The organism is Sphingomonas sp. (genome assembly GCA_019635535.1).
In the GTDB taxonomy this organism is placed as follows: Bacteria; Pseudomonadota; Alphaproteobacteria; order Sphingomonadales; family Sphingomonadaceae; genus Allosphingosinicella.
This window is the reverse complement of sequence record JAHBZH010000001.1, coordinates 2028780-2051011: the sequence shown is the minus strand read 5'-3', so window position 1 is coordinate 2051011 and position 22232 is coordinate 2028780. Positions and strand designations below refer to the sequence as shown.

Genomic DNA, 22232 nt, shown 5'->3' with positions numbered 1-22232 from the left:
AGCGTTCGGCCGCCAGGTGTGTCGATGGTCAGACGCCGCCGGGGCGGAGATCCCGCATCAGCGTGGCAGGCCCAGCGCCTGGTAGGCCCCCTCCAGCGTCGGGAAGGCCAGTTCAGCCGCCTTCGCTCCGCCCTTGGCGAGGGTTGCCTCCAGCGTCGCCGGATCGGCCTCGAAATCCTTCAGCCGCGCGCGGATCGGCGCGATCGTCTCGACCAGCAGGGCGGCGAGCGCCGGCTTGAACGCGCCAAAGCCCTTGCCGGCATATTCCTGCGTCACGGACTGGGCGGTGCGGTCGGTCAGCGCGGCATAGATGCCGATCAGGTTCAGCGCCTCCGCGCGTCCCGCGAGGTCCGCGACGTCGTCCGGCAGCGGCGCGGCATCGGTCTTCGCCTTGCGAATCTTTTGGGCGATCGCCTCGTCGTCGTCGGTGAGGTTGATCCGGCTCATGTCGGAGGGATCGGATTTGGACATCTTGGCCGTGCCGTCGCGCAGGCTCATGATCCGCGCCGCCGTCGCGCCGATCTCCGGCTCGGGCAGGCGGAAGAGATCGACCTCGTAGTCGGTGTTGAACTTGGCCGCGATGTCGCGGATCAGCTCGACATGCTGCTTCTGGTCCTCGCCCACGGGCACATGGGTCGCCTGATAGAGCAGCACATCGGCGGCCTGCAGGATCGGATAGGCATAGAGGCCAACGCTGACGCCCTCGCGGTTCTTGCCGGATTTCTCCTTGAACTGGGTCATCCGGTTCAGCCAGCCGATCCGCGCCGTGCAGGACAGCAGCCAGGCCATTTCCGGATGGGCCGGCACCCGGGCATGGTTGAACAGCAGCGACTTGTCCGGATCGATCCCGCAGGCGATCAGGGCGGCGGCCATGCCGTTCACATTGGCGCGCAATTCGGCGGGGTCGTTATAGACGGTGACGGCGTGCAGATCGGCCAGGAAAAAGATGCACTCCACCTCGTCCTGCATCCGCGCCCAGCGCCGGATCGCGCCCAGATAATTGCCGAGATGCAGGTTGCCGGTCGGCTGGATGCCGGAAACCACGCGCTTGTCCGGGCGGGTCATTCGCTCACCTTCTTGCGTTTCAGCAGAATCAATATGTCCTCGCGGTTCATCGCGCCGATGAACCAGGCAATGGAGAAATAGACCAGGCCGCCCGCCGAGACGAGCGCGCCGACGGCGAGGATGCGGCGCCCGGCCGAACCGTCGAAATATTCCATGAGCTGGCCCTGGAGCAGCCAGAGCACCGCCGCCATCGCCGCCGCGGCGACGAGCTGCCGCGCGATCCGGCCGATCAGCCAGCCTTCCATCCGGAAATGGCCGCGCGCATGGAGGATCGCATAGAGCGCTATCGCGTTGAGCCAGGCCGATCCGGCGGTGGTCAGCGCCAGCGCGGCGATGCCCAGGATCGGGATCAGGAGGAAATTGGCGGCCACCGCCACGCCCAGGATCGCGAAGGCGATCTTGACCGGCGTCTTCACGTCCTTGCGCGCGTAGAAGCCGGGGGTCAGCACCTTGATCATCACATAGGCCGGCAACCCCGCGACGATGATCGACAGGACGAGGCCGGTGGTCGCCGCGTCCTCGGCGGTGAAGCGCCCGCCCTGGAACAGGGCCGCGACGATCGGCCCGGCGGTGACGATCAGCGCGATCGCGGCGGGCAGGGTCAGCAGCATCGACAATTCGGTCGCCTGACCCTGGACATGGGCGGCGCGCCCGTCTTCGCCGCGATCGACGGCGCGGCTGATCGTCGGCAGGATCGCGGTGCCGAGCGCCGAGCCGATGATCGCGAGCGGAAGCTGGTTCAGCCGGTCGGCGAAACCCAGATAGACGAGGCTCCCCTCGGGCAGCCGGGTCGCGAAATAGGCGTAGAAGAACTGGCTGATATAATAGATGCCGCTGCCCAGAGTGGCGGGGAGGATCAGCAGCAGCAGCTCCTTCACCCGCGCGGTCATGCGCGGCCAGCGGAAGCCGATCGGCAGGCCGAGCCGCTGGACGCTGCCCCAGCACAAGGCGAGCTGGAGCACGCCGCCGGCGATCACGCCGAACGCCATCGCGCGCGCCGTTTCCGGCCCGCCGTCCGGCACGACGAGCTGCGCCGCGATCAGGGCGATGTTGAGCAGGGCCGGCGCGAAAGCGGCGGCGGCGAATTTCGTCAGCGAGTTGAGCACGCCCGAGAAGAGCGAGACCAGGCTGATGAAGATCACATAGGGGAAGGTGATCCGCGTCAGCTCGACGGCGAGGGCGAATTTCTCCGGATCGTCGCGCCAGCCCGAGGCCAGCATCCAGACGAAGGCCGGCATGAAGATCATGAAGATGGCGGTGACCGCGATCAGGATCGGCAGGAAGACCGCCATCACCTCCTCGGCGAACCTGCGCGCCTCCTCCATTCCGCCCTCGCCGTTGAGGCGCTGGCTGAACAGGGGCACGAAGCCGGCCGCGAAGGCGCCCTCGCCGAACAGCCGGCGGAACAGGTTGGGGATCAGGAAGGCGAGGGCGAAGGCGTCGGCGGCCATGCCGGCGCCCATGATCCGCGCGAACACCATCTCGCGCGCGAAGCCGAGCACGCGGCTGACCATGGTAAGCCCGCCGATCGTGCCCGTCGCCTTGATGAGGTTCATCCGTGCACCCTTCCGGGGTCGGCGTTTCGGATCAGGCCTGGCCTGTGACCTCGCCGGCCTGACCGCCGCTCAGCTCGGCCTGCTGTTGCGCCGCGCGCTGCATGTAGAGACTGCCGAAGTCGATCGGATCGAGCAGGAAGGGCGGGAAGCCGCCCTGCAGGCTGGCGTCGGCCAGCACCTGGCGCGCGAACGGGAAGAGAATGCGCGGCGCTTCCGCGAGCAGGAAGGGCTGGAGCTGCTCGGCAGGGATGTTCTTGAGCGCGAACAGGCCGCCATAGAGCAGGTCGATCGAAAAGACGGTGCCGTCGTCGGTCTTGGACGAAACCTCGATCTTCAGCGCGACTTCGTGCAGATCGTCGCCGACCGCCTGGGCCCCGATGTTGAACTGGACGTCGATCTGGGGCTGGCCCTGCCACTGATAGACCGCCGGCGCGTTCGGATTTTCGAAGGACAAATCCTTCACATATTGGGCGATCACGCCGACCTGCGGCATCGACTCTGCGCCGACCGGTGCCTCGCCCGCGCCGTTCGCGCCATTCTCTTCGGCCATCTCTTCAAACCTCGATCTGGATGTGGAATAATAGGCTGCCGCCCTTCGGAGGATTCCGACGGCGCGGCCGTGCGCAGCGCGGGTAGCAGCCGGTGCTTTCCGGCGCAACATCCGCGCGCGTTGGCCGTTACGCCTGATGGGATTTGAAACCGGCCCGGTTCGGGCCTATGTTGCGGGCTGTTTCAAGGAGACGTTCGTTGACTGTCGGTATCGTGCTTCTGGCCATGATCGCCCTGTTCGTGGGGCTGCGGCTCTACGCCGTGCTGGGCCAGCGCACCGGTCATGAGCAGCGCCCCGTCACCCGGCCCGAAGCCGCGCCGGGGGTCGAGCCCGCGCCCGCCAAGGCGGATGCGCCTATCGCTGCCAGCGAGCCTTCCAGCCTGGCCTTCGAGCAAGGCGCGTCCGGCGGTATCCGCGCGATCATCGCGGCGGATGCGAGCTTCGACGTCGCCCGCTTCCTCGAAGGTGCGCAGGGCGCCTACCGGATGATCCTTGAGGCTTTCTGGAAGGGCGACCGCGAGGAGCTCGGCTATCTCGCCGCGCCGGATGTCCGGGACGCCTTCACCGCGGCGATCGCCGAGCGCGAGGCGGCCGGCCACACGCTCGACAATCGCCTGGTCGCGATCGAGCGCGCGCTGATCGAGGATGCGCGGCTCACCGGCAGCGAGGCCGAGATCGAGGTGCGTTTCGACGCCTTCGTCGCGGCGATCACCCGCAATGCCGAGGGCGAGGTCGTCGCCGGTTCGCTGAGCGACGCGATCCCGACCCACGACATCTGGACCTTCCGCCGCGATCTCAAGAGCGGCGATCCGAACTGGCTGCTGGTCGAGACCGACGAAGCCGCTGACTGAGCGCGTTTCCGCGACGCTTTCCCGCCATGTCCTTTCGGGGTTATGCGAAGGCATGCCCCTGTTCGAATCCGCACGCATGACGAAGGCGCGCTGGGCGTTTTGCCTGGCCCTGCTGCTGCCGCTGGCGAGTTGCGTCACGCCCGTCCGCCCGTCCGCGCCGCCCTTACCTGAAGCGCCCGCGCCGGAGCCCGCCAATGCGATCGAGGCCGGAATTCGTGCCGCCCGGGCCCCGGATCTGAGCCCATCCGCCGCCCAGGCCGCCCTGGCCGCCTTCCGCATCTCCTGCCCCGCGCTGGTCCGGCGGCAGGATGCGAGCGGCCTGGCCGCGCCGGAGGATTGGCGCGCCGCCTGCGACGCCGCCGCCACGGCCGCCGATGCGCCGGCTTTCTTCCGCACATATTTCGAGGCGGTGGAAGTCGGCGACGCGGCGGCCTTCGCGACCGGCTATTTCGAGCCGGAGATTCCCGGCTCGCGCGTCCGGGCGCCGGGCTATCAGGTGCCGGTCTATGCCGTTCCGCCCGATCTGCTCGACGCCAATCCGGCGACGGGCGAACGGGGCAGGGGGCGCGTCGATGAGACCGGCGCCTACGTCCTCTATCACGACCGCGCGGCGATCGAGGATGGCGCGCTCGCCCGGCGCGGGTTGGAGATCGGCTGGGCCACCGATCCCGCCGATCTCTTCTTTCTCCAGATCCAGGGCTCCGGTCGCCTCAAGCTGCCCGACGGGGAGGTGATGCGGATCGGCTATGCCGGGCAGAATGGCCGCGAATATGTCGCGATCGGCCGGTTGCTGCGCGATCGGGGCATTCTCCAGACGCCGGTATCGATGCAGGCGATCCGCGCCTGGATGGCCGCCAATCCCGAAGGCGCTCGCGCGCTGATGCGCGAAAACCCCAGCTATGTCTTCTTCCGCGAACTGACCGGCCCCGGCCCGCTCGGCGCGCTGGAGCTGCCGGTCACGCCGCGGGTCAGCATCGCCGCCGATCCGCGCTTCGTCCCGCTGGGCGCGCCCGTCATCCTCTCCGGCATGAGCGATCCACGCGCCGACGGGCTGTGGATCGCACAGGATACGGGCGGCGCGATCCGGGGCGCGAACCGCGTCGACACCTTCTGGGGCGCCGGCGAGGAAGCGGCCTTGATCGCCGGCGGGATGCAGGCGCGGGGCCGCGCCATCGTCCTGCTGCCGCGCGGCGCGCTGGAAAGGATCCGCGCCCGTGCGGCGGCTGACCACTGAGGAACGCGCGCTCTGGCGCAAGGTGGTCGAAACGGTCAGCCCGCTGGAAGGCCGCGCTCCGCCGCCCGTTGAACCCGAGGCGGCGGCTGCTCTTCGCCCATTGCCGCGATCCGCGCCGAAGCCTGTCACCAAGCCGACCGAAAAGAGCAAGGGGCCCGGCACCACCCTCGATGCAAGCTGGGACCGCCGCCTGTCGCGCGGGCTAGTCGCGCCGGACCGCGTCGTCGATCTGCACGGCCACAATCTCGCGACCGCCTGGGCGGTGATCGACGAGAGGCTGGACGCCGCCATCTCGGCGGGCGACCGTCTCGTCCTCCTCGTCACCGGCAAGCCGCGCGCGGAAAGCGGCAACGGGCGCGGCGCGATCCGCGCGGCGGTGGGTGACTGGCTCGCCGTTTCGCGCCATGCCGGCAACATCGCCGCCGTCCGCAACGCCGCACCCCGCCATGGCGGGGCAGGGGCGCTCTATATCGTCCTCAGGAGACGCCGAGGGCCAGCCTGATCGTCCGCGCATAGATGCGCTGGAGCGCGTGGATGTCGTCCACCGCCGCCGCTTCGTCGAGCTTGTGCATCGTCGCATTGGGCAGGCCAAAATCGATCACCGGGCAGACCGCGATCAGGAAGCGCCCGTCCGAGGTGCCGCCATGGGTGGAGAGCTTCGGCGTGATGCCCGTCTCCGCCTCGATCGCCCGGGCGACGATGTCGTGGATCGGCCCCGGCGGCGTCAGGAAGGCCTCACCGGAAATCTTCGCTTCCACCGTCGCGTCCTGCGCCGCCGCCTCGGCGGTCCGGCGCACCAGCTCGACAAGATCGGCGCCCTTGTGGAGATTGTTGAACCGGATGTTGAGCTGCGCCCGCGCCCAGCCGGGGATCACATTGGTCGCCTTGCTCGATGTCTCGACCGCGGTGATCTCCAGATTGGAGGGCTGGAACGCCTCGTTGCCGTCGTCGAGATGGATCGCCTCCAGCGCCTCGATCACCTTCGCGAGCCCCGGCACCGGATTGTCCGCCCGGTGCGGATAGGCGACATGGCCCTGCGTGCCCGGCACCGTCACCCACATGTTGACCGATCCGCGCCGCCCGATCTTCACCACGTCGCCCAGCCGCGCCTCGCTGGTCGGTTCGCCGATCAGGATCATGTCGGGGCGGATGCCGCGTTCGGCCATCCACTCGATCAGCTTGGGCGTGCCGAAGGTCGCCGGCCCTTCCTCGTCGCCGGTGATGATGAAGCTGATCGTGCCGGGATGGTCGGCCGCGTCCGCGCAGGCGGCGACGAAGGCGGCGATGCTCGCCTTCATGTCCACCGCGCCGCGCCCGTGCAGCAGCCCGCCGCGCAGCTCCGGCAAGAACGGGTCACTCGCCCAGCCGTCGCCCGGCGGCACCACGTCGAGATGGCCGGCGAAGCCGAGATGCGGCCCGCCCGATCCGCGCGAGGCGTAGAGATTCTCGACCGGCCCGTCCGGCGCCTCGCCCATCGTGAAGCGGTGCACCTCGAACCCCAATGGCACCAAAGCCGCCTCCAGCACATCGAACACCGCCCCGGTCGCGGGGGTGATGCTGGGGCAGGCGATCAGGCGCTCGCTCAGTGCGATGGGGTCGATCGTCTCGCTCATCGGCTATGCCTGCGGCGTTTCGTACTGCTCGATCACCCAGGGCTCGCTCTGTGCCGCGTCGATCCAGTCGCGCATCCAGGCATGGTCGAGGATCGTCTCCATATAGGCGGCGGCGAAGCGGGGGACGGGGATCGAATAGGTGACGAAGCGCGTCACCACCGGCGCGAACATGATGTCCACCGCGCCGAAATCGCCGAACAGATAGGGTCCGCCGCCGCCATGGCGCGCGCGCGCCTGGGCCCACAGCTCCAGGATGCGGATGATCTCGGCCTTCACCGTATCGTCGAGCTGTGGCGTCGGGAATTGCTTGCGCACGTTCATCGACAGCTCGCGGCGCAGATTCGGATAGCTGGAATGCATTTCGGCGGCCATCGACCGGGCCATGCCCCGCGCGGTGTCGTCGCGCGGCCAGTAGCGTGCCTTGTCGGTCCGGTCGGCGAGCCATTCGACGATCGCCAGGCTGTCCCAGATCACGGTCTGGTCGTCCCACAGGATCGGCACCTTGCCGCCCGAAGGCGCGAACTCGTCGCCTTCCGCGCGCCTGTCCCAGTCCGCGTCGAACATCGGGACGGTGATCTCCTCGAACGGCAGACCGGACTGCTTCACCGCCAGCCAGCCGCGCAGCGACCAGGAGGAATAGGCCTTGTTGCCGATGATGAGCTTGAGCATCCCGTTCCTCTCGCTGGACGCGCGGCGTCAGACTTGCGCCGCCTCTAGCACCGCCGCGCGCAGCCGGTCCATGCCCAGCCCCTTTTCGCTCGATGTCGCGATGATCTCCGGATGCGCGGCGGGATGCCGGCGCGCTTCCTCCGCCGTGCGCTGCGTCACCTCGTCGAGCGCGCTCGCCTTGATCTTGTCCGCCTTGGTGAGGACGAGATGATAGCTGACCGCCGCGTCGTCGAGCATCTTCATCAGCTCGCGGTCGATCTCCTTGATGCCGTGCCGGCTGTCGATCAGCAGCAGCGTGCGCTTCAGCACCTGCCGGCCGCGCAGATAGTCGTTGACCAGGAAGCGCCACTTCCTGGCGAGCTCCTTCGGCGCCTTGGCGAAGCCGTAGCCCGGCATGTCCACCAGCCGCAGCCGTACCGGATCGCCGACCTCGAAGATGTTGAGTTCCTGCGTGCGGCCCGGCGTGTTGGAGGTGCGGGCCAGCCCCGAGCGGTTGGTCAGCCGGTTGAGCAGCGAGGATTTGCCCACGTTGGAGCGGCCGGCGAAGGCGATCTCCGGTACCTCCGGATCGGGCAGGAATTTCAGCTCCGGCGCCGATTTCAGGAAAGAGACCGGCCCGGAAAAGAGCTTCCGGGCCGCCTCCATCAGATCGTCGTCGCCGCTCACTTGCGGGGACGACGCGGCTTCGTCTTCGGCGCCGGATCGGCCGGCGGCGAGGGCGGCGCGGTGGCCGTCGCCACGGCGCCGGCCTGCGCCTTGAGCTGCGGATGGCGCATGTAGAGCAGCTTCTGCTGGCCGATCGACAGCAGGTTGTTGGTCACCCAGTAAAGCTGCAGGCCGGCCGCGAACGGCGCCATGATGACGATCAGCACCCAGGGCATGATCGCGAAGACCTGCTTCTGGATCGGGTCCATCGGCGCCGGATTGAGCCGCATCTGCAGCCACATCGTCACGCCCACCAGGATCGGCAGGATGCCGATGATCAGGAAGGCCGGCGGCGTGAAGGGCAGGAAGCCGAACAGGTTGACCGGGGTGAGCGGATCGGGCGCGGAAAGATCGCGGATCCACAGCACGAACGGCTCGTGCCGCATCTCCACCGACAGCATCAGCACCTTGTAGAGCGCATAGAAGATCGGGATTTGCAGGAAGATGGGCAGGCAGCCGGCGAGGGGGTTCACCTTCTCCTCGCGGTAGAGCTTCATCATCTCTTCCTGCATCTTCGGCCGGTCGTCCTTGTAGCGCTCCTGGATCGCCTTCATCTTGGGCTGGACGACGCGCATCGCCGCCATCGAGGCGAACTGCTTCTGCGCGATCGGATAGAGCAGCAGGCGGACGATCACGGTCAGCGAAATGATCGCCAGGCCGAAATTGCCCAGATAGGCGAACAGCCAGAGCAGCAGCTTGAAGATCGGCTGCATGAACCATTCGAACCAGCCCCAGTCGATCGCCTTGTCGAGTCGGGTGCCGAGTTCGTCGGTATAGGTGGCGAGCAGCCCTTCTTCCTTCGCGCCGGCGAACAAACGGGTCGTGGTCGCAAGGCCGCGGCCGGGCGCGACGACGGTCGGCGCGATGGTGAAATCGGCCTGGTAGCTGTCGGTGCCGCCATTGTGGCGGAACGCGGCCTCCACGGTGCGCGCCTGATCGGGGACGATCGCCGCGAGCCAGTATTTGTCGGTGAAGCCGAGCCAGCCACCACGCGTCGAGAAGGTCCGGGCGCCCGCTTCGGCGACGTCGGTCCAATTGTTGTCATAGTCGGCGACGCCATTGAACACGCCGACCGGGCCGACATGCATCGTCCACCAGTCCGGATCGGCGGAGACGCCGACCCGGCTGACCAGCGCGAACGGGCGGGCCACCACCGGCGCGCCGCCGCGGTTCACGACACGCTGATCGGCGGTGAACAGATAGCCGGCATCGACCGACAGGCGAATCTCGAAGAGCTGCCCTTCGCCATTGTCCCAGCTCAGGGTCACCGGCGTTTCGGGCGTCAGCGTTCCGCCGCTGGCGCGCCAGACGGTCTCGGCGTCGGGCAGGCGCATGCCGTCGCCGGTCCAGCCGAAGGTGCCGAAATAGGCGCCGGGCGAGCCGGAGGGCGAGAACAGCCGCACCGGCGGGGAATCGCGGCCGATCCCCTCGCGCTCGCCGGTCAGCACCAGGTCGTCGATCCGCGCGCCGGCCAGGTTGATCGAGCCGGCGAGGCGGGGCGTCTCGATGCGCACGCGCGGGCTTTCGGCGAGCACGGTCTCGCGTGCCCGGGTCACGCGGGGCGTTTCGGCGACGGGCGTCACGGTCGGCCGTTCGACCGCCACCTCGCGGCCGTCCTCGATCTTGGTCACCGGCGGGTTGGCGGGCGGGAACCAGGTGTCGGCGATCACGGTCCAGCCGATAAGGACGAGCGCGGACAGCGCGATCGCCAGGATCATGTTCTTGTGATCGTTCACCTATTGCCCCTCATCATTCGCAACATTGGTCATGGCACCGGATCGTGGCCGGATCCCCCCCAGGGGTGACAGCGCAGCAGCCGGCGCAATGCCAGCCAGCTTCCGCGCAGCGCGCCATAGCGGGAAAGCGCGGTGATTGCATAGGCCGAGCAGCTTGGCTGGAAGCGGCAGCTCGGCGGCAGCACGCGCGACGGGCCCAATTGCCAGCCTCGCGCGATCAGGATCAGCGCCTTCGCGATCATCCATCACGCTCCCCATCCGTTCGGGCTGAGCCTGTCGAAGCCCTGCTTTTGTTCTTCGGGAGGTCGGAAGGAAAGGGCAGGCCTTCGACAGGCTCAGGCCGAACGGTGTTTCTTTGGAGTTTGGCCAAAGCATTCGTAAGATCGGCGGTCAGCATCTCGAACGGCCGTTCGATGCCGCCCATCCGGCCGATCAGCACATGATCGGCGCCGGTTATGCCCCGCTCCGGCAGAACGGCGCGGGCCAATTCGCGGAACCGGCGTTTCATCCGGTTGCGGATCACCGCATTGCCGACCTTCTTGGAAACGGTGAGGCCGAGGCGCATCGTCGCGTCGCCGTCGTCGCGCCGCCGCACCAGCAGGACGAAGCCGGACGTGGGCGCGCGAAACCCGCCGTTCGCGGCCAGGAAGTCCGCGCGGCGGGTCAGCTTCCCGATATCGGGTTTGGTTACGCCGAAAGCTTCTTGCGGCCGCGGCTGCGGCGCGCGGCAAGGACCTTGCGGCCGCCGACGGTCGCCATCCGGGCCCGGAAGCCGTGCCGGCGCTTGCGCACGAGATTGCTCGGCTGGAAGGTGCGCTTCATCGCTCATTCCTCGTAATTCGTATCGAAAGAAAAGGGCCGCGCTAGGGCGGCCTCGTTGAGGGCGCCGATAGGCAAGAGCCGAAGCAAAGTCAATCGCCGGCGGCGTCATTTTCACCCTGCTGCTGGCGGATTTCCTCGCGCCGCGCCGCGCTGCTCCGGCGCATGCCCCAATCGGCCCAGCGGCCCTTGTTCGGATGGCGGCGCTTGAACGCGACATATTTGCGCTTCGCCCATTCGCTATATTTGAGCATCAGGCCCAGCCCGAGCGCGAAGACGACCACGCCGCCGGGCCCCGGAATCGCGCCGACCAGAGGCGAGACGAGGATCAGGAAGCAGCCGAGCAGGAACAGGCATTGCCTGACCACGGGCACCCGACCCCATGCCAGCCATTTCTGCCGCGGCGTCATCAAGCTCATCTGGGCAGCACGAGGCAGGCCTGCAAGTCGCCCGACAGGATAAGCGCAATGCGCGATCGGCTCGACTCCACGCGTTACGCGGGCGGTTCGTCGCGCTTGGCGGCGGATTAAGAAAGGGTTCAGCCGCGAAACGTTCAGTTCGGTGCTGCGATAATGTGACGTGTAGCGGGAGGAATTGATGAGCGACGAAAACGACATCAAGCATCCGGAGCGCCGCCGCATGCTGGGCCTGCTCGGCCTCGGCGCGCTGGCCGCCTATGCCGGCCCCGCCATTCTCGGCATCAGCGAAGCGAAGGCGCAGCGGCGCGGCGGCTCCTGGTCGCGCCCGTCTCGCCCGTCTCGCCCATCGCGTCCCCGCGCACGCCAGCGGTGGCGGCGCCACAGGGCCAATTACCGTCGCTTCTCGAGGCCTTCGCGGCCGTCCCGTCCCCGGCGGCCCTATTACCGTTGGTGACCCGGTTTGAGGCCGGGGCCTAGGGCGGCGTGAGGTTTTCCTTTCCGCCGCTCTCTGCACCGGTGTCGTTCGAGGGCGACAGCGACAGCCTGATCGGCTGGCTAGGCCGTTTGTGCGACGGCTGGGGCGCGGAACCGACATCCGACGACGGCGAGACGCCACTGCGCGTCGCCCGCCGCGATGGCGCCTTCCATATCGAAGCGCCCTGGCTGGACGCGCCGGTGGTGGAGCCCGATCCGTTCCGCGCCGCCGCCAATCTGGCGGTCGATCTTGCCGAAGCCTGGCTCGCCGAAAATCCGGACCGGCTGACTTTGCACTGCGCGGCGGCGGCGCTGGACGGACGCCTGATCATCTTTCCGGGCACGGCGCGGGCGGGCAAGAGCACGCTCGCCGCACGCCTTGCCGCCGCCGGCTGGGATCTGTTCGCCGACGACATGCTGATTCTCGGCGGCGCGGACGAACGATCCGGCAGCTCCTTCGGCATCGCGCCGCGCCTGCGCCGGCCCCTGCCGCCGGGGATCGGCGACATGTTCCGGGACTTCCTGGCGGCGCATGAGGGACCGGGGGACGAGGATTATCTCTATCTCGACCTGCCGGGCGCGGTCCGCCCGCGCTTCGGCAAGACGGCGAGGATCGGCGCGGTCGTCCTGCTCGAGCGCGGCGTGCCCGGCGCCCGTATCGAGGCCGCTTCGCCCGGCGACGGCGTGGAGGCACTGCTCCTCCAGAATCTGTCGCCGCGCGTCGGCGCGAGCGGTGCGATCGGCCGGATCGCCGCGTTGATCGAGGCCGTGCCCTGCCATGTCCTGCATTATTCCGATCTCGACGATGCCGCCGAGCTGCTGGCAAGGACGGTGCGCAGCGGCGCGATGTGGATGGCGCCGGATCGCGCCGCGCCGCCCGCGCCTTCGGGCGAACGCCCGGCCTGGTCCGGCCCGAGCGAGCCGCAGTTCAGACCAGCGCCAGGTGTCGCCGTGCATGAGGTGGACGGCGTGCGCTATCTGGTCTGCGCGCGCAGCGACGGCGTCTATCGACTCGACGATCTCGCCTTCGGTCTTTGGAACCTGATGGCCGAACCGGTCGGAACAGGCGAGGCCGCCGCAATAGTGCAGAGCGCTTTTCCCGATCGCGATCCGGACGAGATCGAGCGCGACGTGCGCCTGTTCTTCGAAACATTGACAGAGCGCGATCTTATTCGTCCCGCCTGACATCTCGACTTCCTGTCGACTTGCCGCCAAGGTGCGGGCAGGGGGAGAGGGGGCAGGATGGTCGCGCATGTCGCCACGGTGGCGTTTCTGGGGCTGGAGGCGCGCGCCGTGGAGGTGCAGGTGCAGATCGCGCCGGGTCTGCCCAAATTCCTCGTCGTCGGCCTGCCGGACAAGGCGGTGGGCGAAAGCCGGGAGCGGGTCCATGCCGCGCTCGCCGCGATCGGGCTGTCGCTGCCGCCCAAGCGGATCACGGTCAATCTCTCGCCGGCGGACCTGCCCAAGGAAGGCTCGCATTACGATCTGCCGATCGCGCTCGGCCTGCTCGCCGCGATGGGCGCGGTCGATGCAGAAACGTTGGCCGGCTATGTCGCGGTCGGCGAGCTGGGGCTGGACGGCCGGATCGCGCCGTCGCCCGGCGTGCTGCTCGCCGCGCTCCATGCCTCGGCGCAGGGGCTGGGGCTGATCTGCCCGGCTGCGCAGGGCGGGGAGGCGGCCTGGGCCGGCGATGTCGAGGTGATCGCCGCGCCCGATCTCATTGCCCTCACCAATCATCTGCGCGGGCAGGCGGTGCTGACCCCGCCCGTGCCGGGCGAGGCGGAGCCGCCGGGCCGCGGCCCCGATCTCGCCCAGGTGAAGGGTCAGGAAACCGCCAAGCGCGCGCTGGAGATCGCCGCGGCGGGCGGCCACAACCTGCTGATGAGCGGCCCGCCCGGCGCCGGCAAGTCGCTCCTCGCCGCCTGCCTGCCCGGCATCCTGCCCGATCTCAATCCGGCCGAGGCGCTGGAAGTCTCGATGGTCGCCTCGGTGGCCGGCGAGCTGAAGGACGGCCGCCTGATCCGCACCCGGCCCTATCGCGCGCCGCACCACAGCGCCTCGATGCCCGCTTTGGTCGGCGGCGGGCTGAAGGTGCGGCCCGGCGAAATCAGCCTCGCCCATCTCGGCGTGCTCTTCCTCGACGAGCTGCCGGAATTCCAGCGCGTCGCGCTCGATTCGCTGCGCCAGCCGCTGGAGACGGGCGTCGTTCAGGTCGCGCGCGCCAACGCCCATGTCACCTTCCCGGCCCGGGTCCAGCTCGTCGCGGCGATGAATCCGTGCCGCTGCGGCCATCTCGGCGATCCCGCGCTCGCCTGCGCCCGCGCGCCCCGATGCGCCGCCGATTACCAGGCCAAGGTTTCAGGGCCCTTGCTCGACCGGATCGACCTGCATGTCGAGGTCGCCGCCGTCGCCGCCGCCGATCTCGCGCTGCCGCCGCCCGCCGAGGGCTCCGCCGAAGTCGCCGCGCGGGTCGCCGCTGCGCGCGCCGTCCAGACCGCGCGCTACGACGGAAAGGGCCCGCGCACCAATGCCGAGGCGGACGGCGAGTTGCTCGACGCCGTCGCCGCCCCCGACGATCCCGGCAAGCGCCTGCTCGCCCAAGCCGCCGAGGCGATGCGCCTCTCCGCGCGCGGCTATCACCGCGTCATGCGCGTCGCGCGCACCGTCGCCGACCTCGCCGGCGCCGGCGAGGTCGGCAGGGTCCATGTCGCCGAAGCGCTCAGCTACCGGCGTCAGGCGCCGCGCAGCTAGGCGGTTTCCAGGCAGGCCTGGGCGATCGCCGCGACGTGGCGGTGGTCGGTGCCGCAGCAGCCGCCCAGCACATCGATCCAAGGCAATTGCGCGCGCAGTGCGCGATGTTCGCGGCCCAGCTCGGCAGGATCGCCATCATCGAGCACGGTCATCGCGTCCAGCTCGGCATGGCTGCACCGCGACGCGTTGACGCGCAGGCCGCGAATGCGGCGGGTCCAGCCGCTGCCTTCGGCCAAGCTGGTCTCGAAATGGCTCGGATGCGCGCAGTTGATCATGAAGTAAGCGGGATAGCCGTCGGTGGCGGCATCCACCGCTTCGATCGCGTCGCCGAGCATGTCGCCGGTGGGCAGGCGGCCGTCGGTCTCGACCGTGAACGAGATGACGGCGGGCAGGCCGACGTCGCGGGCGGCGCGCGCGACGCCAATCGCTTCGTTGACGTTGGTCATCGTCAACCCGCTCAGCATGTCCGCGCCGGCGCGGGCAAGAATTTCGGCCTGCCAGGCATGATAGTCCCGCGCCTCGCCGATGCTCATGATCCGCTCGGGATCGTAACCGTCGCCGCGCGGGCCGTGGCAGCCGCTGACGAAGATCGGCATGGTTTCCGTTTGATATTCGGCGCGCAGTGCTTTGAGCATCTCGATCGCAGCGAGGTTCAGATGCTCCAGTTCTGCAAGTGCCAGGCCGAGCGGCGCAGCCCAGTCCGGGCTGGCGCGCCAGGTCGCGCTTTCAAGGATGAAGCCGGCGCCCGTGCCGCGCGCGATTTCCAGATAGCGCCGGAAATAGGCTTCGAGCTGGTGCCGCCCTTGCGCGTCGCGGAGCAGCATGATCGAGGCGAAGCAGGGCAGGTCGATGCCGCGGTTGAAGATGAAGTCGGTCTCGAGCCCGCCGTCGGTGAGAAACAGGCGGCCGGGCTGGGGCAGGGAGTGGGTGTTCATGATCGAATCCTGATGAATTGTCGGGGAGGGAGGAGACTAGAATCGGCCGTCGAGCAGCACGTCCGTGATCCGGTCACCCGGATGGGCGGTTGCTTCCACGTCGATTCGAAGCAGGCTGCCGTCCGCGGCCGTCGTCATCGCGCCGGACAGGAAGAAAAGGAGGCACAGCATCGCGCCCGCCGAACGGTTCATGTCACACTCCCGAAGAGAGCCCCCGACGGTCGCCGGGGGATGCCGCCAAACTAGGGCCGGACGTCGTTGCGCATCCAGCCTGCTCGCGGTCGCTTTCCTCCATGGTGCGGCCAAGCCACGAATATGCTAGGGAAATTCGGGGTCATCACGCGAGGGAAACGAACGATGCCGGGCCCGGCGACAGCGAAAAAAGCACCGGCGGTACAGTCCGGCACTTCCACCGGCGGCAAGGGCGCGCGGACCCGCGGACGATTGCTCGACCTCGCTTATGAGCGGATTCTCGACAAGGGGTTCGCCGCCACTTCGATCGACGAACTGGTCGAGGCCGCCGGCATCACCAAGAGCGGCTTCTTCTATCATTTCAAAGACAAGAACGATCTCGCCCGCGCGCTGATCGAACGCTATCTGGCGGAAAATGCAGCGTTGCTCGACCGGCTCGAGGCGCGCGCACGCGAGCTCAGCGACGACCCGCTCCATGCCTTCCTGATCTACCTCAAGCTGATGTCCGAGACGATGGCGGACATGCTCACGACCCATCCCGGCTGCCTGGTCTCGACGCTGACCTATCAGGACCGGTTGTTCGATTCGGAGGTGACGCGGCTAAATCGCGAGGGCATGATCGACTGGCGCCGACGCAACCTCGCCTGGTTGGAAGCGGTCGCGCGCGTCTATCCGCCGCGTATCGCCATCGACCTCGCCGATCTTGCCGACCAGATCACGGTGGTGACGGACGGCAGCATCATCTTGTGGCGGGCGCTCGGCGACGCCGGCGTGATCGAGCGTCAATCGCTGCTCCATCGCGCGATGATCCGGGAGATTTTCGCGCCCGTGACGCGGTAAGCGCGCTCTCGGCGGCGTAGGCCGGGAAACTATGTCTTGTTGGCGGGCTCCGTCGCGGGCGGCGGCGCGATCTCCACATCGGGCAACTCGACCTTCGGCACATCGACATTGACGTTTACGTTCACGTCGTCCGCCGCCTTCTCGAAATAGCCGCCGAAGAAGAAGAAGGCGATCGCGCCGGCCACGAACAGCAGCACCACGGCGGCGATCACGCCCCCGCCGCCGCTTTCGCGGGTGTGGATCACGGTCGTCTCGCGCTCGACCGTCGGCCGTTCCTGTTCGTCCATCTGGAAGCTCCCCTTGGTTACGCCGCCAGAACGCCGTCCTTCGCCGGTCGGTTCCGGAAGGGGCTGGACAGCGCGCGACGACGGTTGTTCATTCCTCCCCGCCGTCGAACAGGGGAGCGCCATGACCGATCAGCCGTCTTCGAACCGCCGCGATATCCTGAAAGCCGCCGCGGCCTCCGCCGCATTGCTGGCGCCGGGCGCGACGTTCGCCCAGAGCCGGCGCGATGGCGACCGGGACGCGCTGCGCCGCGCCATCGAGGCCGGGCATGACGAGGCGGTGGCACGGATCCGTGACTGGATCGCGCTGCCCACCATCGCCGCCGAAGGGCTCAACATCGATCCCGGCGCCGATCATATGATGCGGCTCGCGACGGAGGCGGGCTTCACCGGCGTGCGCAAGGTTTCGACCGGCGGCATCCCGGCGGTGTTCGGCGTGCTCGACGCCAGTGCGCCCCGCACCATCGGCATCTATTTCATGTACGACGTGAAGCAGTATGACGCGTCCGAATGGACCACGCCGCCGCTCGAGGCGCAATTCTTCGATCATCCGGTCGGCCGCGCGATCCGGGGGCGCGGCGCGGTCAACCAGAAGGGACCGGAAGGGGCCTTCCTCGCCGCGCTCCACGCCTTCAGGGCGGCGAACAAGCGGCTGCCGGTCAATCTGGTGCTGCTCGCCGAGGGCGAGGAGGAGATCGGCTCGCCCAATTTCCACAACGTCTTTCAGGATGCCGAGGTGCTGCGCGCCTTCCGTCGGGCGGAAGGGGTGTTCATTCCCTTCGCCAGCCAGGGGCCGGACGGGCAAGTGATGATCACCTTGGGCTCCAAGGGCATCATCGAGCTGGAGCTGGTCGCCAGCGGCGAGCGCTGGGGACGGGGCCCGGCACAGGACATCCATTCCAGCCTGAAGGCGCAGGTCGACAGCCCGGTCTGGCACCTCGTCATGGCGCTGAACAGCCTGGTCCGCGATGGCGGCAACACGCCGGCGATCGAGGGCTGGTTCGATCATGTCCGCCCCCTGACCGCGCGGGAGCGCGCGCTCGTTGCCGAAAATGCCCGGGTGCGCAACGAGGATGAGGCTAAGCGCCAGCTCGGCGTGCCGCGCTGGATCGACGATCTGCCCTGGCGCGAATCCCTCGAACGGCTCGTGTCGCAACCCACCGTCAATATCGAAGGGCTGGTCGCCGGCTATACGGGACCGGGGGGCAAGACGATCCTGCCGGCGCGGGGCGTCGCCAAGCTCGACCTGAGGCTGGTCCCGAATATGACGGTCGAGGATTGCCTCGCCAAGCTGCGCGCCCATCTCGCCGCGAACGGCTTCGGGGATGTCGAGGTCAATATGAGCGGCGGCTACAACCCGACCGAGACGGCGGAGGATTCGCGCCTGATCCGTGCCCAGCAGGCGGTCTTCACCCGCGCCAATGTGCCGTTCAGCCTGTTTCCGCGCAGCGCGGGTTCATGGCCCGGCGTGGTCTTCACCGGCGATCCGCTGCGCAAGCCGGCGGGTCATTTCGGAATCGGCCATGGCGGCGGCGCCCACGCGCCCAACGAGTTCTTCATCGTCGAGAGCAGCAATCCGCGCGTCGCGGGCCTGAACGAGAGCGCGATGATGTACGCGGACATGCTCTACGAGCTGGCGACGATCCGGTAGGTGAAGGGCTCGCACGGCTATTGCCGCGTGAGCCGCAATTCCATGAACGCGATCTGGCGGCCGTCGGGCGCAGTGAGCGTGCCGTGCTCGATCCAGGTGTCGCCGCTGATCGTGATCAGATAGTCGATCCGGCCGCCGGGCGTGTCCATCGCCCAGGCGATCGTCTCGCCGCGCGGCTCGATCGCGAAATCGCCGTTGAGGCCGCTCGCGAGCGCGCTGCGCATGCGGTAGGCGCCGGTCGGGGCGTCCCAGACGATCATCGCCATCGCGTCGTGGACCAGCCGATCGGGCTGGCCGGCCTCGAAATGCCGGCCCTCGACGAGGAGGGCATTGCCGGACAGCCGCGCCGTCACCGTCTCGCGCGATCGCACCTCGGCCCGCCGGCCCTGCGGCGTGACGATCCAGCCCGATCCGTGCCAGTCGCCGACCAGGGCGGCGAAAGGCGCCATTCTCTCGCTCGGCGGCGGCGGTGTCTGGGCGGCGGCGGGAAACATGGCGAACAGCATAACAAGGGCGACGATGATTCGCATGGCGGGCTCCATCGGTGGCTGGCCGGCTCCTAGCCGCCGCGCGGAGCGGCGTCTTGAACGAAACGGACGGGCGCGATCAGCTCGTGCCGGATGCCCCCGAGATAGCCGCGCACCGTCACCGGCGCGGCGCCGAACCGGCCCCTGATGTCGCGGGCGAGATGGGGCTGGTCGGCGAAGCCGGCCGCGCTGGCGATCCCCGCCCAGTCGGGATCGCCGAGCGACAGCAGCAGCGCGCGGCGCACGCGCTGGATCGAGGCATATTGCTTGGCGGGGATGCCCGTCGCGGCGAGGAAACGGCGGCGAAATTGCCGGGCGCCGATCCCGGCCTGCTCGGCGAGCCGGGCGATCGGAATCGTGCCGCCGCTGAGGGCGAGGCGATCGACCGCGTCGGCGACCGCCCGATCTTGGCCGGTTATGCCGGCGAGCGCCGCCGCGATGCCTTCGCCGCCCCGCCAGTCGTCGACGGCGAGGGCGGCAAGATCGACGATGATCGCCGCGAAGGGCCCGTCCGTCGCCAGCGGCTCCGACAATGCGGGATCGGGCGCCCGGCCGGTGACGGCCAACGCCGCCTCGGGCCGCAGCCTCAGGCCGGCATAGGACCAGCCGCGCATGACCGGAATGCGCCGCGCTGCGAGCGCCGGGCCGATGAACCGCGCCATGAGCTGCCCGTCCGGACCGACGATGACGACGAAATTGGTCGCGCCGTCCGGCGGGGCGATGTGCTCGATGGCCGGCGGATCGTGATCCTCCAGCGCGAACCGCCAGGCGCAGGCGGCGGCGCCGCGCGCCGCCTCCGGCAAGGGCAGTTCGCGGAAGAGCATCGCCGCGCGGCTATTCGGGCAGGAAGTCCGGCACCGAGAGGTAGCGCTCGCCGGTGTCGTAGTTGAAGCCGAGGATGCGCTTGCCGGTGCCGACCTCGGCCAGCTTCTGCGAGATGGCCGCCAACGTGGCGCCGGAGCTGATCCCGACCAACAGGCCTTCCTCGCGGGCTGAACGCCGCGCCCAGTCCTTGGCGTCGGCGGGGTCGACCTGGAGGATGCCGTCGAACAGCGACACATCGGTGATGGCGGGGACGAAGCCGGCGCCGATGCCCTGGATCGGGTGCGGCCCCGGCTGCCCGCCGGAGAGGACCGGCGACAGGGTCGGCTCGACCGCGAAGACCTGCAGGCCGGGCCAGGCGGCTTTCAGCACTTCGGCCGAGGCGGTGATATGGCCGCCCGTACCGACGCCGGTGATCAGAATGTCGATTGGCGAATCCTTGAAATCGTTCAGGATTTCCTGCGCGGTCGTGCGGCGGTGGACCTCCAGGTTCGCCGGATTCTCGAATTGCTGCGGCATCCAGCTGCCCGGCGTCTGCTCGATCAGCTCCTGCGCACGGGCGATCGCGCCCTTCATGCCCTTTTCCTTGGGCGTGAGATCGAAGGTCGCGCCATAAGCCAGCATCAGCCGGCGGCGCTCCAGGCTCATGCTTTCGGGCATGACGAGCACCAGCCTGTAGCCCTTCACCGCGGCGACCATGGCGAGACCGATGCCGGTATTGCCGCTGGTCGGCTCGATGATCGTGCCGCCGGGCTGGAGCTTGCCGGACTTCTCGGCATCCTCGATCATCGCCAGCGCGATGCGGTCCTTGATCGAGGCGCCCGGATTGGCGCGTTCGGATTTCACCCAGACCTCGGCATCGCCGAACAGGCGGTTGATCCGGATGTGCGGCGTGTTGCCGATCGTCTCGAGAATGCTGGCGGCTTTCATCTGCTATCCTTTCTCGGTCTCAAGTTTCTGGCCGGCGACCAGCGGAGGTAGCTCGACGTCAGGTTGGCCCTTTCCGGCCTCCGCGTCGAGGATTTCGGCATCGGGCGGCACGAAGCGGTCGGCCTTGCGCAGCGCCGGGAAGGCCCAGGCGCACAGGCCGGTGACGCCCAGCGCCAGCACGCCGCCGCCCACCACCGCCGCGACCGGCCCGAAGGCGGCGCCGGCGAGGCCCGCACGGAATTCGCCCAGCTCGTTGGAGGTGGAGATGAACAGGCCGGAGACCGACGACACCCGCCCGCGCATCGCGTCCGGCGTGTGGATCTGGATCAGCGAGGCGCGGACATAGACGCTGACCATGTCCGCGGCGCCGAGCACGAACAGGCTGGCCAACGACAGCCACATCCAGCGGCTTTCGCCGAACACGATCGTCGCCACCGCGAAGATGCCGACGCAGATGAACATCTTGCGCCCGACATGGCGCTGCAACGGTCGGCGCGCCAGGAAGGCGGCGGTGAGCGCGGCACCGATCGCCGGCGCGGCGCGCAGCGCGCCCAGTCCCTCCGAGCCGACATGGAGGATGTCGCGCGCGAACACGGGCAGCATCGCCGTCGCGCCGCCGAGCAGCACCGCGAACAGGTCCAGCGTGATCGCGCCCAGCACGATCTTGTTGTCGCGCACATAGGCCAGGCCCTCGATCACCGCGCGCAGCGGCTTGCTCTCCCCGGCATTGCCGCGCGGGATGCGCTTCACCATCAGCATCGCGCCGACCGAGAGGGCGAAGAGCAAGGCGGAGAGCTCGTAGGGGAGGGCGACGCCGAGCGCATAGGCGCCGCCGCCGATCAGCGGCCCGGCCACCGCGCCGCTCTGCCAGGCGATCGAGTTCAGCGCGATCGCGCTCGGCAGCAGCGGGGCAGGCACCAGATTGGGCGCGAAGGCGGCGAGCGCCGGCCCGGCGAAGGCGCGGCCGATGCCGAGCGCGACCGACACCGCGAAGAGCGGCACCAGGCTCATCGCATCGGCCCAGACCAGGGCAGCGAGCCACAGGCCGCACAGCATCTCCCCGCCCAGCGCCAGCACGACGATCAGCCGCCGGTCGATCCGGTCGGCGACATAGCCGGCGACGAGCACGAGCAGCAGCAAGGGCAGGAACTGGGCGAGCCCGATCATGCCGAGCCAGAAGCTCGCCTCGTAGATGCTCATCGTCTCGCGCGCGATGTCGTAGACGTGGATGCCGATGACGACGATCAGCATCGTGTTCGCAATCGTGCTCGCCAGCCGCGCGAACCAGAAGAACCGGTAATCGCGATAGTGGAAGGGGGAGGAGGGGACGGCGGCGGACATCGGGAGCGGACTTAGGCCGGAGCGCGGCGGGCGGCAACAAAGCCGTGGGCGATTGGAGGATTATCGCGGAGGAGCGGGCGATGGGGGAAATTCCTGTCCGGCGGGACGATGTTCAAGCGAGAAAAGTGACGAAGGTGCCACCTCCCGCGCCGCGGCGGCGGTGACGAGGCCAATCCGGGAGCGCGCGCGGATGAAGGCGCGCTGCCGCTCGGGCGTCCACCCGTCGCGGCGCCCGGTGGCCGAGGGGACGGGATCGAAGGCGAGGTCG

General features: G+C 68.8%; 26 protein-coding genes. 8 read left to right on the top strand and 18 right to left on the bottom strand.

Annotation, left to right across the window (positions count from 1 at the left end; all coding sequences use genetic code 11):
* Window positions 1-57 precede the first annotated feature (57 nt).
* The 3 genes from trpS to secB are packed head-to-tail and all read right to left on the bottom strand — an operon-like array spanning window position 58 to window position 3171.
* Window positions 58-1065 carry a tryptophan--tRNA ligase gene (gene trpS, locus KF780_10515; protein ID MBX3562230.1) on the bottom strand — a complete coding sequence of 336 codons (1008 nt, stop codon included), beginning with the start codon at window positions 1063-1065 and terminating at the stop codon, window positions 58-60.
* Window positions 1062-2621, bottom strand: a complete 1560-nt coding sequence (gene murJ, locus KF780_10510; protein MBX3562229.1) for a murein biosynthesis integral membrane protein MurJ — start codon at window positions 2619-2621, stop codon at window positions 1062-1064. Before murJ ends, trpS begins: the two co-directional genes overlap by 4 nt.
* A 31-nt stretch (window positions 2622-2652) precedes the next feature.
* Complete coding sequence (secB, locus tag KF780_10505; GenBank protein MBX3562228.1) at window positions 2653-3171, bottom strand: protein-export chaperone SecB; 519 nt, start codon at window positions 3169-3171, stop codon at window positions 2653-2655.
* Between the two features lie 167 nt (window positions 3172-3338).
* Here secB and KF780_10500 point away from each other — a divergent pair, with 167 nt between their 5' ends.
* The 3 genes from KF780_10500 (at window position 3339) to KF780_10490 (ending at window position 5758) form a co-directional block, all read left to right on the top strand.
* Entirely contained in the window at window positions 3339-4022 is a 684-nt protein-coding gene (locus KF780_10500) for a Tim44 domain-containing protein (protein ID MBX3562227.1), read from the top strand.
* A 76-nt stretch (window positions 4023-4098) separates the two neighbouring features.
* Complete coding sequence (locus tag KF780_10495; protein ID MBX3562226.1) at window positions 4099-5256, top strand: murein transglycosylase A; 1158 nt, start codon at window positions 4099-4101, stop codon at window positions 5254-5256.
* Window positions 5237-5758, top strand: a complete 522-nt coding sequence (locus tag KF780_10490; GenBank protein ID MBX3562225.1) for a Smr/MutS family protein — start codon at window positions 5237-5239, stop codon at window positions 5756-5758. Before KF780_10495 ends, KF780_10490 begins: the two co-directional genes overlap by 20 nt.
* Here the strand turns inward: KF780_10490 and dapE are convergent.
* From dapE to KF780_10450, 8 genes are all read right to left on the bottom strand, one after another.
* Window positions 5733-6869, bottom strand: coding sequence for a succinyl-diaminopimelate desuccinylase (gene dapE / locus KF780_10485; GenBank protein MBX3562224.1), 1137 nt, complete (start codon window positions 6867-6869; stop codon window positions 5733-5735). The two genes, KF780_10490 and dapE, sit on opposite strands and share 26 nt — an antisense overlap.
* A 3-nt stretch (window positions 6870-6872) precedes the next feature.
* Complete coding sequence (locus KF780_10480; GenBank protein ID MBX3562223.1) at window positions 6873-7538, bottom strand: glutathione S-transferase family protein; 666 nt, start codon at window positions 7536-7538, stop codon at window positions 6873-6875.
* 27 nt (window positions 7539-7565) lie between these two features.
* The gene (gene yihA / locus KF780_10475; protein MBX3562222.1) at window positions 7566-8183 is read right to left on the bottom strand and encodes a ribosome biogenesis GTP-binding protein YihA/YsxC; all 618 of its coding nucleotides are present in this window, start codon (window positions 8181-8183) and stop codon (window positions 7566-7568) included.
* A 17-nt stretch (window positions 8184-8200) separates the two neighbouring features.
* The gene (yidC, locus tag KF780_10470; GenBank protein ID MBX3562221.1) at window positions 8201-9979 is read right to left on the bottom strand and encodes a membrane protein insertase YidC; all 1779 of its coding nucleotides are present in this window, start codon (window positions 9977-9979) and stop codon (window positions 8201-8203) included.
* A 29-nt stretch (window positions 9980-10008) separates the two neighbouring features.
* Window positions 10009-10221: a membrane protein insertion efficiency factor YidD gene (yidD, locus tag KF780_10465; GenBank protein ID MBX3562220.1), complete on the bottom strand. Its 213-nt coding sequence runs from the start codon at window positions 10219-10221 to the stop codon at window positions 10009-10011.
* Window positions 10218-10646 carry a ribonuclease P protein component gene (gene rnpA, locus KF780_10460; GenBank protein ID MBX3562219.1) on the bottom strand — a complete coding sequence of 143 codons (429 nt, stop codon included), beginning with the start codon at window positions 10644-10646 and terminating at the stop codon, window positions 10218-10220. Before rnpA ends, yidD begins: the two co-directional genes overlap by 4 nt.
* A 20-nt stretch (window positions 10647-10666) precedes the next feature.
* Window positions 10667-10801: a 50S ribosomal protein L34 gene (rpmH, locus tag KF780_10455; GenBank protein MBX3562218.1), complete on the bottom strand. Its 135-nt coding sequence runs from the start codon at window positions 10799-10801 to the stop codon at window positions 10667-10669.
* 89 nt (window positions 10802-10890) lie between these two features.
* Complete coding sequence (locus tag KF780_10450; protein ID MBX3562217.1) at window positions 10891-11208, bottom strand: hypothetical protein; 318 nt, start codon at window positions 11206-11208, stop codon at window positions 10891-10893.
* Between the two features lie 187 nt (window positions 11209-11395).
* On the opposite strand from KF780_10450, the gene KF780_10445 reads away from it, so the two are divergent.
* From KF780_10445 to KF780_10435, 3 genes are all read left to right on the top strand, one after another.
* Window positions 11396-11671 carry a hypothetical protein gene (locus KF780_10445; protein ID MBX3562216.1) on the top strand — a complete coding sequence of 92 codons (276 nt, stop codon included), beginning with the start codon at window positions 11396-11398 and terminating at the stop codon, window positions 11669-11671.
* Window positions 11672-11733: 62 nt separating this feature from the next.
* Entirely contained in the window at window positions 11734-12876 is a 1143-nt protein-coding gene (locus tag KF780_10440; protein MBX3562215.1) for a PqqD family peptide modification chaperone, read from the top strand.
* A 57-nt stretch (window positions 12877-12933) separates the two neighbouring features.
* Window positions 12934-14442: a YifB family Mg chelatase-like AAA ATPase gene (locus tag KF780_10435; GenBank protein MBX3562214.1), complete on the top strand. Its 1509-nt coding sequence runs from the start codon at window positions 12934-12936 to the stop codon at window positions 14440-14442.
* Here KF780_10435 and KF780_10430 read toward each other — a convergent pair.
* Together KF780_10430 and KF780_10425 are read right to left on the bottom strand one after the other, a co-directional pair.
* Window positions 14439-15377 carry a homocysteine S-methyltransferase family protein gene (locus KF780_10430; GenBank protein ID MBX3562213.1) on the bottom strand — a complete coding sequence of 313 codons (939 nt, stop codon included), beginning with the start codon at window positions 15375-15377 and terminating at the stop codon, window positions 14439-14441. The genes KF780_10435 and KF780_10430 overlap by 4 nt on opposite strands.
* A 36-nt stretch (window positions 15378-15413) precedes the next feature.
* Entirely contained in the window at window positions 15414-15569 is a 156-nt protein-coding gene (locus tag KF780_10425; GenBank protein ID MBX3562212.1) for a hypothetical protein, read from the bottom strand.
* 165 nt (window positions 15570-15734) lie between these two features.
* Between KF780_10425 and KF780_10420 the strand changes: the two genes are divergently transcribed.
* Window positions 15735-16409, top strand: coding sequence for a TetR/AcrR family transcriptional regulator (locus KF780_10420; protein MBX3562211.1), 675 nt, complete (start codon window positions 15735-15737; stop codon window positions 16407-16409).
* Between the two features lie 29 nt (window positions 16410-16438).
* On the opposite strand, the gene KF780_10415 is transcribed toward KF780_10420, so the two are convergent.
* Window positions 16439-16696, bottom strand: coding sequence for a hypothetical protein (locus tag KF780_10415; protein MBX3562210.1), 258 nt, complete (start codon window positions 16694-16696; stop codon window positions 16439-16441).
* Between the two features lie 121 nt (window positions 16697-16817).
* On the opposite strand from KF780_10415, the gene KF780_10410 reads away from it, so the two are divergent.
* Window positions 16818-18344 carry a M20/M25/M40 family metallo-hydrolase gene (locus tag KF780_10410; GenBank protein ID MBX3562209.1) on the top strand — a complete coding sequence of 509 codons (1527 nt, stop codon included), beginning with the start codon at window positions 16818-16820 and terminating at the stop codon, window positions 18342-18344.
* 17 nt (window positions 18345-18361) lie between these two features.
* On the opposite strand, the gene KF780_10405 is transcribed toward KF780_10410, so the two are convergent.
* The 4 genes from KF780_10405 to KF780_10390 are packed head-to-tail and all read right to left on the bottom strand — an operon-like array spanning window position 18362 to window position 21964.
* Window positions 18362-18874: a hypothetical protein gene (locus KF780_10405; protein MBX3562208.1), complete on the bottom strand. Its 513-nt coding sequence runs from the start codon at window positions 18872-18874 to the stop codon at window positions 18362-18364.
* 29 nt (window positions 18875-18903) lie between these two features.
* Entirely contained in the window at window positions 18904-19695 is a 792-nt protein-coding gene (locus KF780_10400; protein MBX3562207.1) for an AraC family transcriptional regulator, read from the bottom strand.
* A 10-nt stretch (window positions 19696-19705) separates the two neighbouring features.
* Complete coding sequence (gene cysK / locus KF780_10395) at window positions 19706-20623, bottom strand: cysteine synthase A (GenBank protein ID MBX3562206.1); 918 nt, start codon at window positions 20621-20623, stop codon at window positions 19706-19708.
* 3 nt (window positions 20624-20626) lie between these two features.
* Window positions 20627-21964, bottom strand: a complete 1338-nt coding sequence (locus tag KF780_10390; GenBank protein ID MBX3562205.1) for an MFS transporter — start codon at window positions 21962-21964, stop codon at window positions 20627-20629.
* Window positions 21965-22232 lie beyond the last annotated feature (268 nt).

What these genes read in the sequence shown, in the direction of transcription:
- trpS (MBX3562230.1), bottom strand. Translation starts at nt 1,065, where the DNA reads ATGACCCGCCCGGACAAGCGCGTGGTTTCCGGCATCCAGCCGACCGGC.
- murJ (MBX3562229.1), bottom strand. Translation starts at nt 2,621, where the DNA reads ATGAACCTCATCAAGGCGACGGGCACGATCGGCGGGCTTACCATGGTC.
- secB (MBX3562228.1), bottom strand. Translation starts at nt 3,171, where the DNA reads ATGGCCGAAGAGAATGGCGCGAACGGCGCGGGCGAGGCACCGGTCGGC.
- KF780_10500 (MBX3562227.1), top strand. Translation starts at nt 3,339, where the DNA reads ATGTTGCGGGCTGTTTCAAGGAGACGTTCGTTGACTGTCGGTATCGTG.
- KF780_10495 (MBX3562226.1), top strand. Translation starts at nt 4,099, where the DNA reads ATGACGAAGGCGCGCTGGGCGTTTTGCCTGGCCCTGCTGCTGCCGCTG.
- dapE (MBX3562224.1), bottom strand. Translation starts at nt 6,869, where the DNA reads ATGAGCGAGACGATCGACCCCATCGCACTGAGCGAGCGCCTGATCGCC.
- KF780_10480 (MBX3562223.1), bottom strand. Translation starts at nt 7,538, where the DNA reads ATGCTCAAGCTCATCATCGGCAACAAGGCCTATTCCTCCTGGTCGCTG.
- yihA (MBX3562222.1), bottom strand. Translation starts at nt 8,183, where the DNA reads ATGGAGGCGGCCCGGAAGCTCTTTTCCGGGCCGGTCTCTTTCCTGAAA.
- yidD (MBX3562220.1), bottom strand. Translation starts at nt 10,221, where the DNA reads ATGATCGCGAAGGCGCTGATCCTGATCGCGCGAGGCTGGCAATTGGGC.
- rpmH (MBX3562218.1), bottom strand. Translation starts at nt 10,801, where the DNA reads ATGAAGCGCACCTTCCAGCCGAGCAATCTCGTGCGCAAGCGCCGGCAC.
- KF780_10450 (MBX3562217.1), bottom strand. Translation starts at nt 11,208, where the DNA reads ATGACGCCGCGGCAGAAATGGCTGGCATGGGGTCGGGTGCCCGTGGTC.
- KF780_10445 (MBX3562216.1), top strand. Translation starts at nt 11,396, where the DNA reads ATGAGCGACGAAAACGACATCAAGCATCCGGAGCGCCGCCGCATGCTG.
- KF780_10435 (MBX3562214.1), top strand. Translation starts at nt 12,934, where the DNA reads ATGGTCGCGCATGTCGCCACGGTGGCGTTTCTGGGGCTGGAGGCGCGC.
- KF780_10430 (MBX3562213.1), bottom strand. Translation starts at nt 15,377, where the DNA reads ATGAACACCCACTCCCTGCCCCAGCCCGGCCGCCTGTTTCTCACCGAC.
- KF780_10425 (MBX3562212.1), bottom strand. Translation starts at nt 15,569, where the DNA reads ATGAACCGTTCGGCGGGCGCGATGCTGTGCCTCCTTTTCTTCCTGTCC.
- KF780_10420 (MBX3562211.1), top strand. Translation starts at nt 15,735, where the DNA reads ATGCCGGGCCCGGCGACAGCGAAAAAAGCACCGGCGGTACAGTCCGGC.
- KF780_10415 (MBX3562210.1), bottom strand. Translation starts at nt 16,696, where the DNA reads ATGGACGAACAGGAACGGCCGACGGTCGAGCGCGAGACGACCGTGATC.
- KF780_10410 (MBX3562209.1), top strand. Translation starts at nt 16,818, where the DNA reads ATGACCGATCAGCCGTCTTCGAACCGCCGCGATATCCTGAAAGCCGCC.
- KF780_10405 (MBX3562208.1), bottom strand. Translation starts at nt 18,874, where the DNA reads ATGCGAATCATCGTCGCCCTTGTTATGCTGTTCGCCATGTTTCCCGCC.
- KF780_10400 (MBX3562207.1), bottom strand. Translation starts at nt 19,695, where the DNA reads ATGCTCTTCCGCGAACTGCCCTTGCCGGAGGCGGCGCGCGGCGCCGCC.
- cysK (MBX3562206.1), bottom strand. Translation starts at nt 20,623, where the DNA reads ATGAAAGCCGCCAGCATTCTCGAGACGATCGGCAACACGCCGCACATC.
- KF780_10390 (MBX3562205.1), bottom strand. Translation starts at nt 21,964, where the DNA reads ATGTCCGCCGCCGTCCCCTCCTCCCCCTTCCACTATCGCGATTACCGG.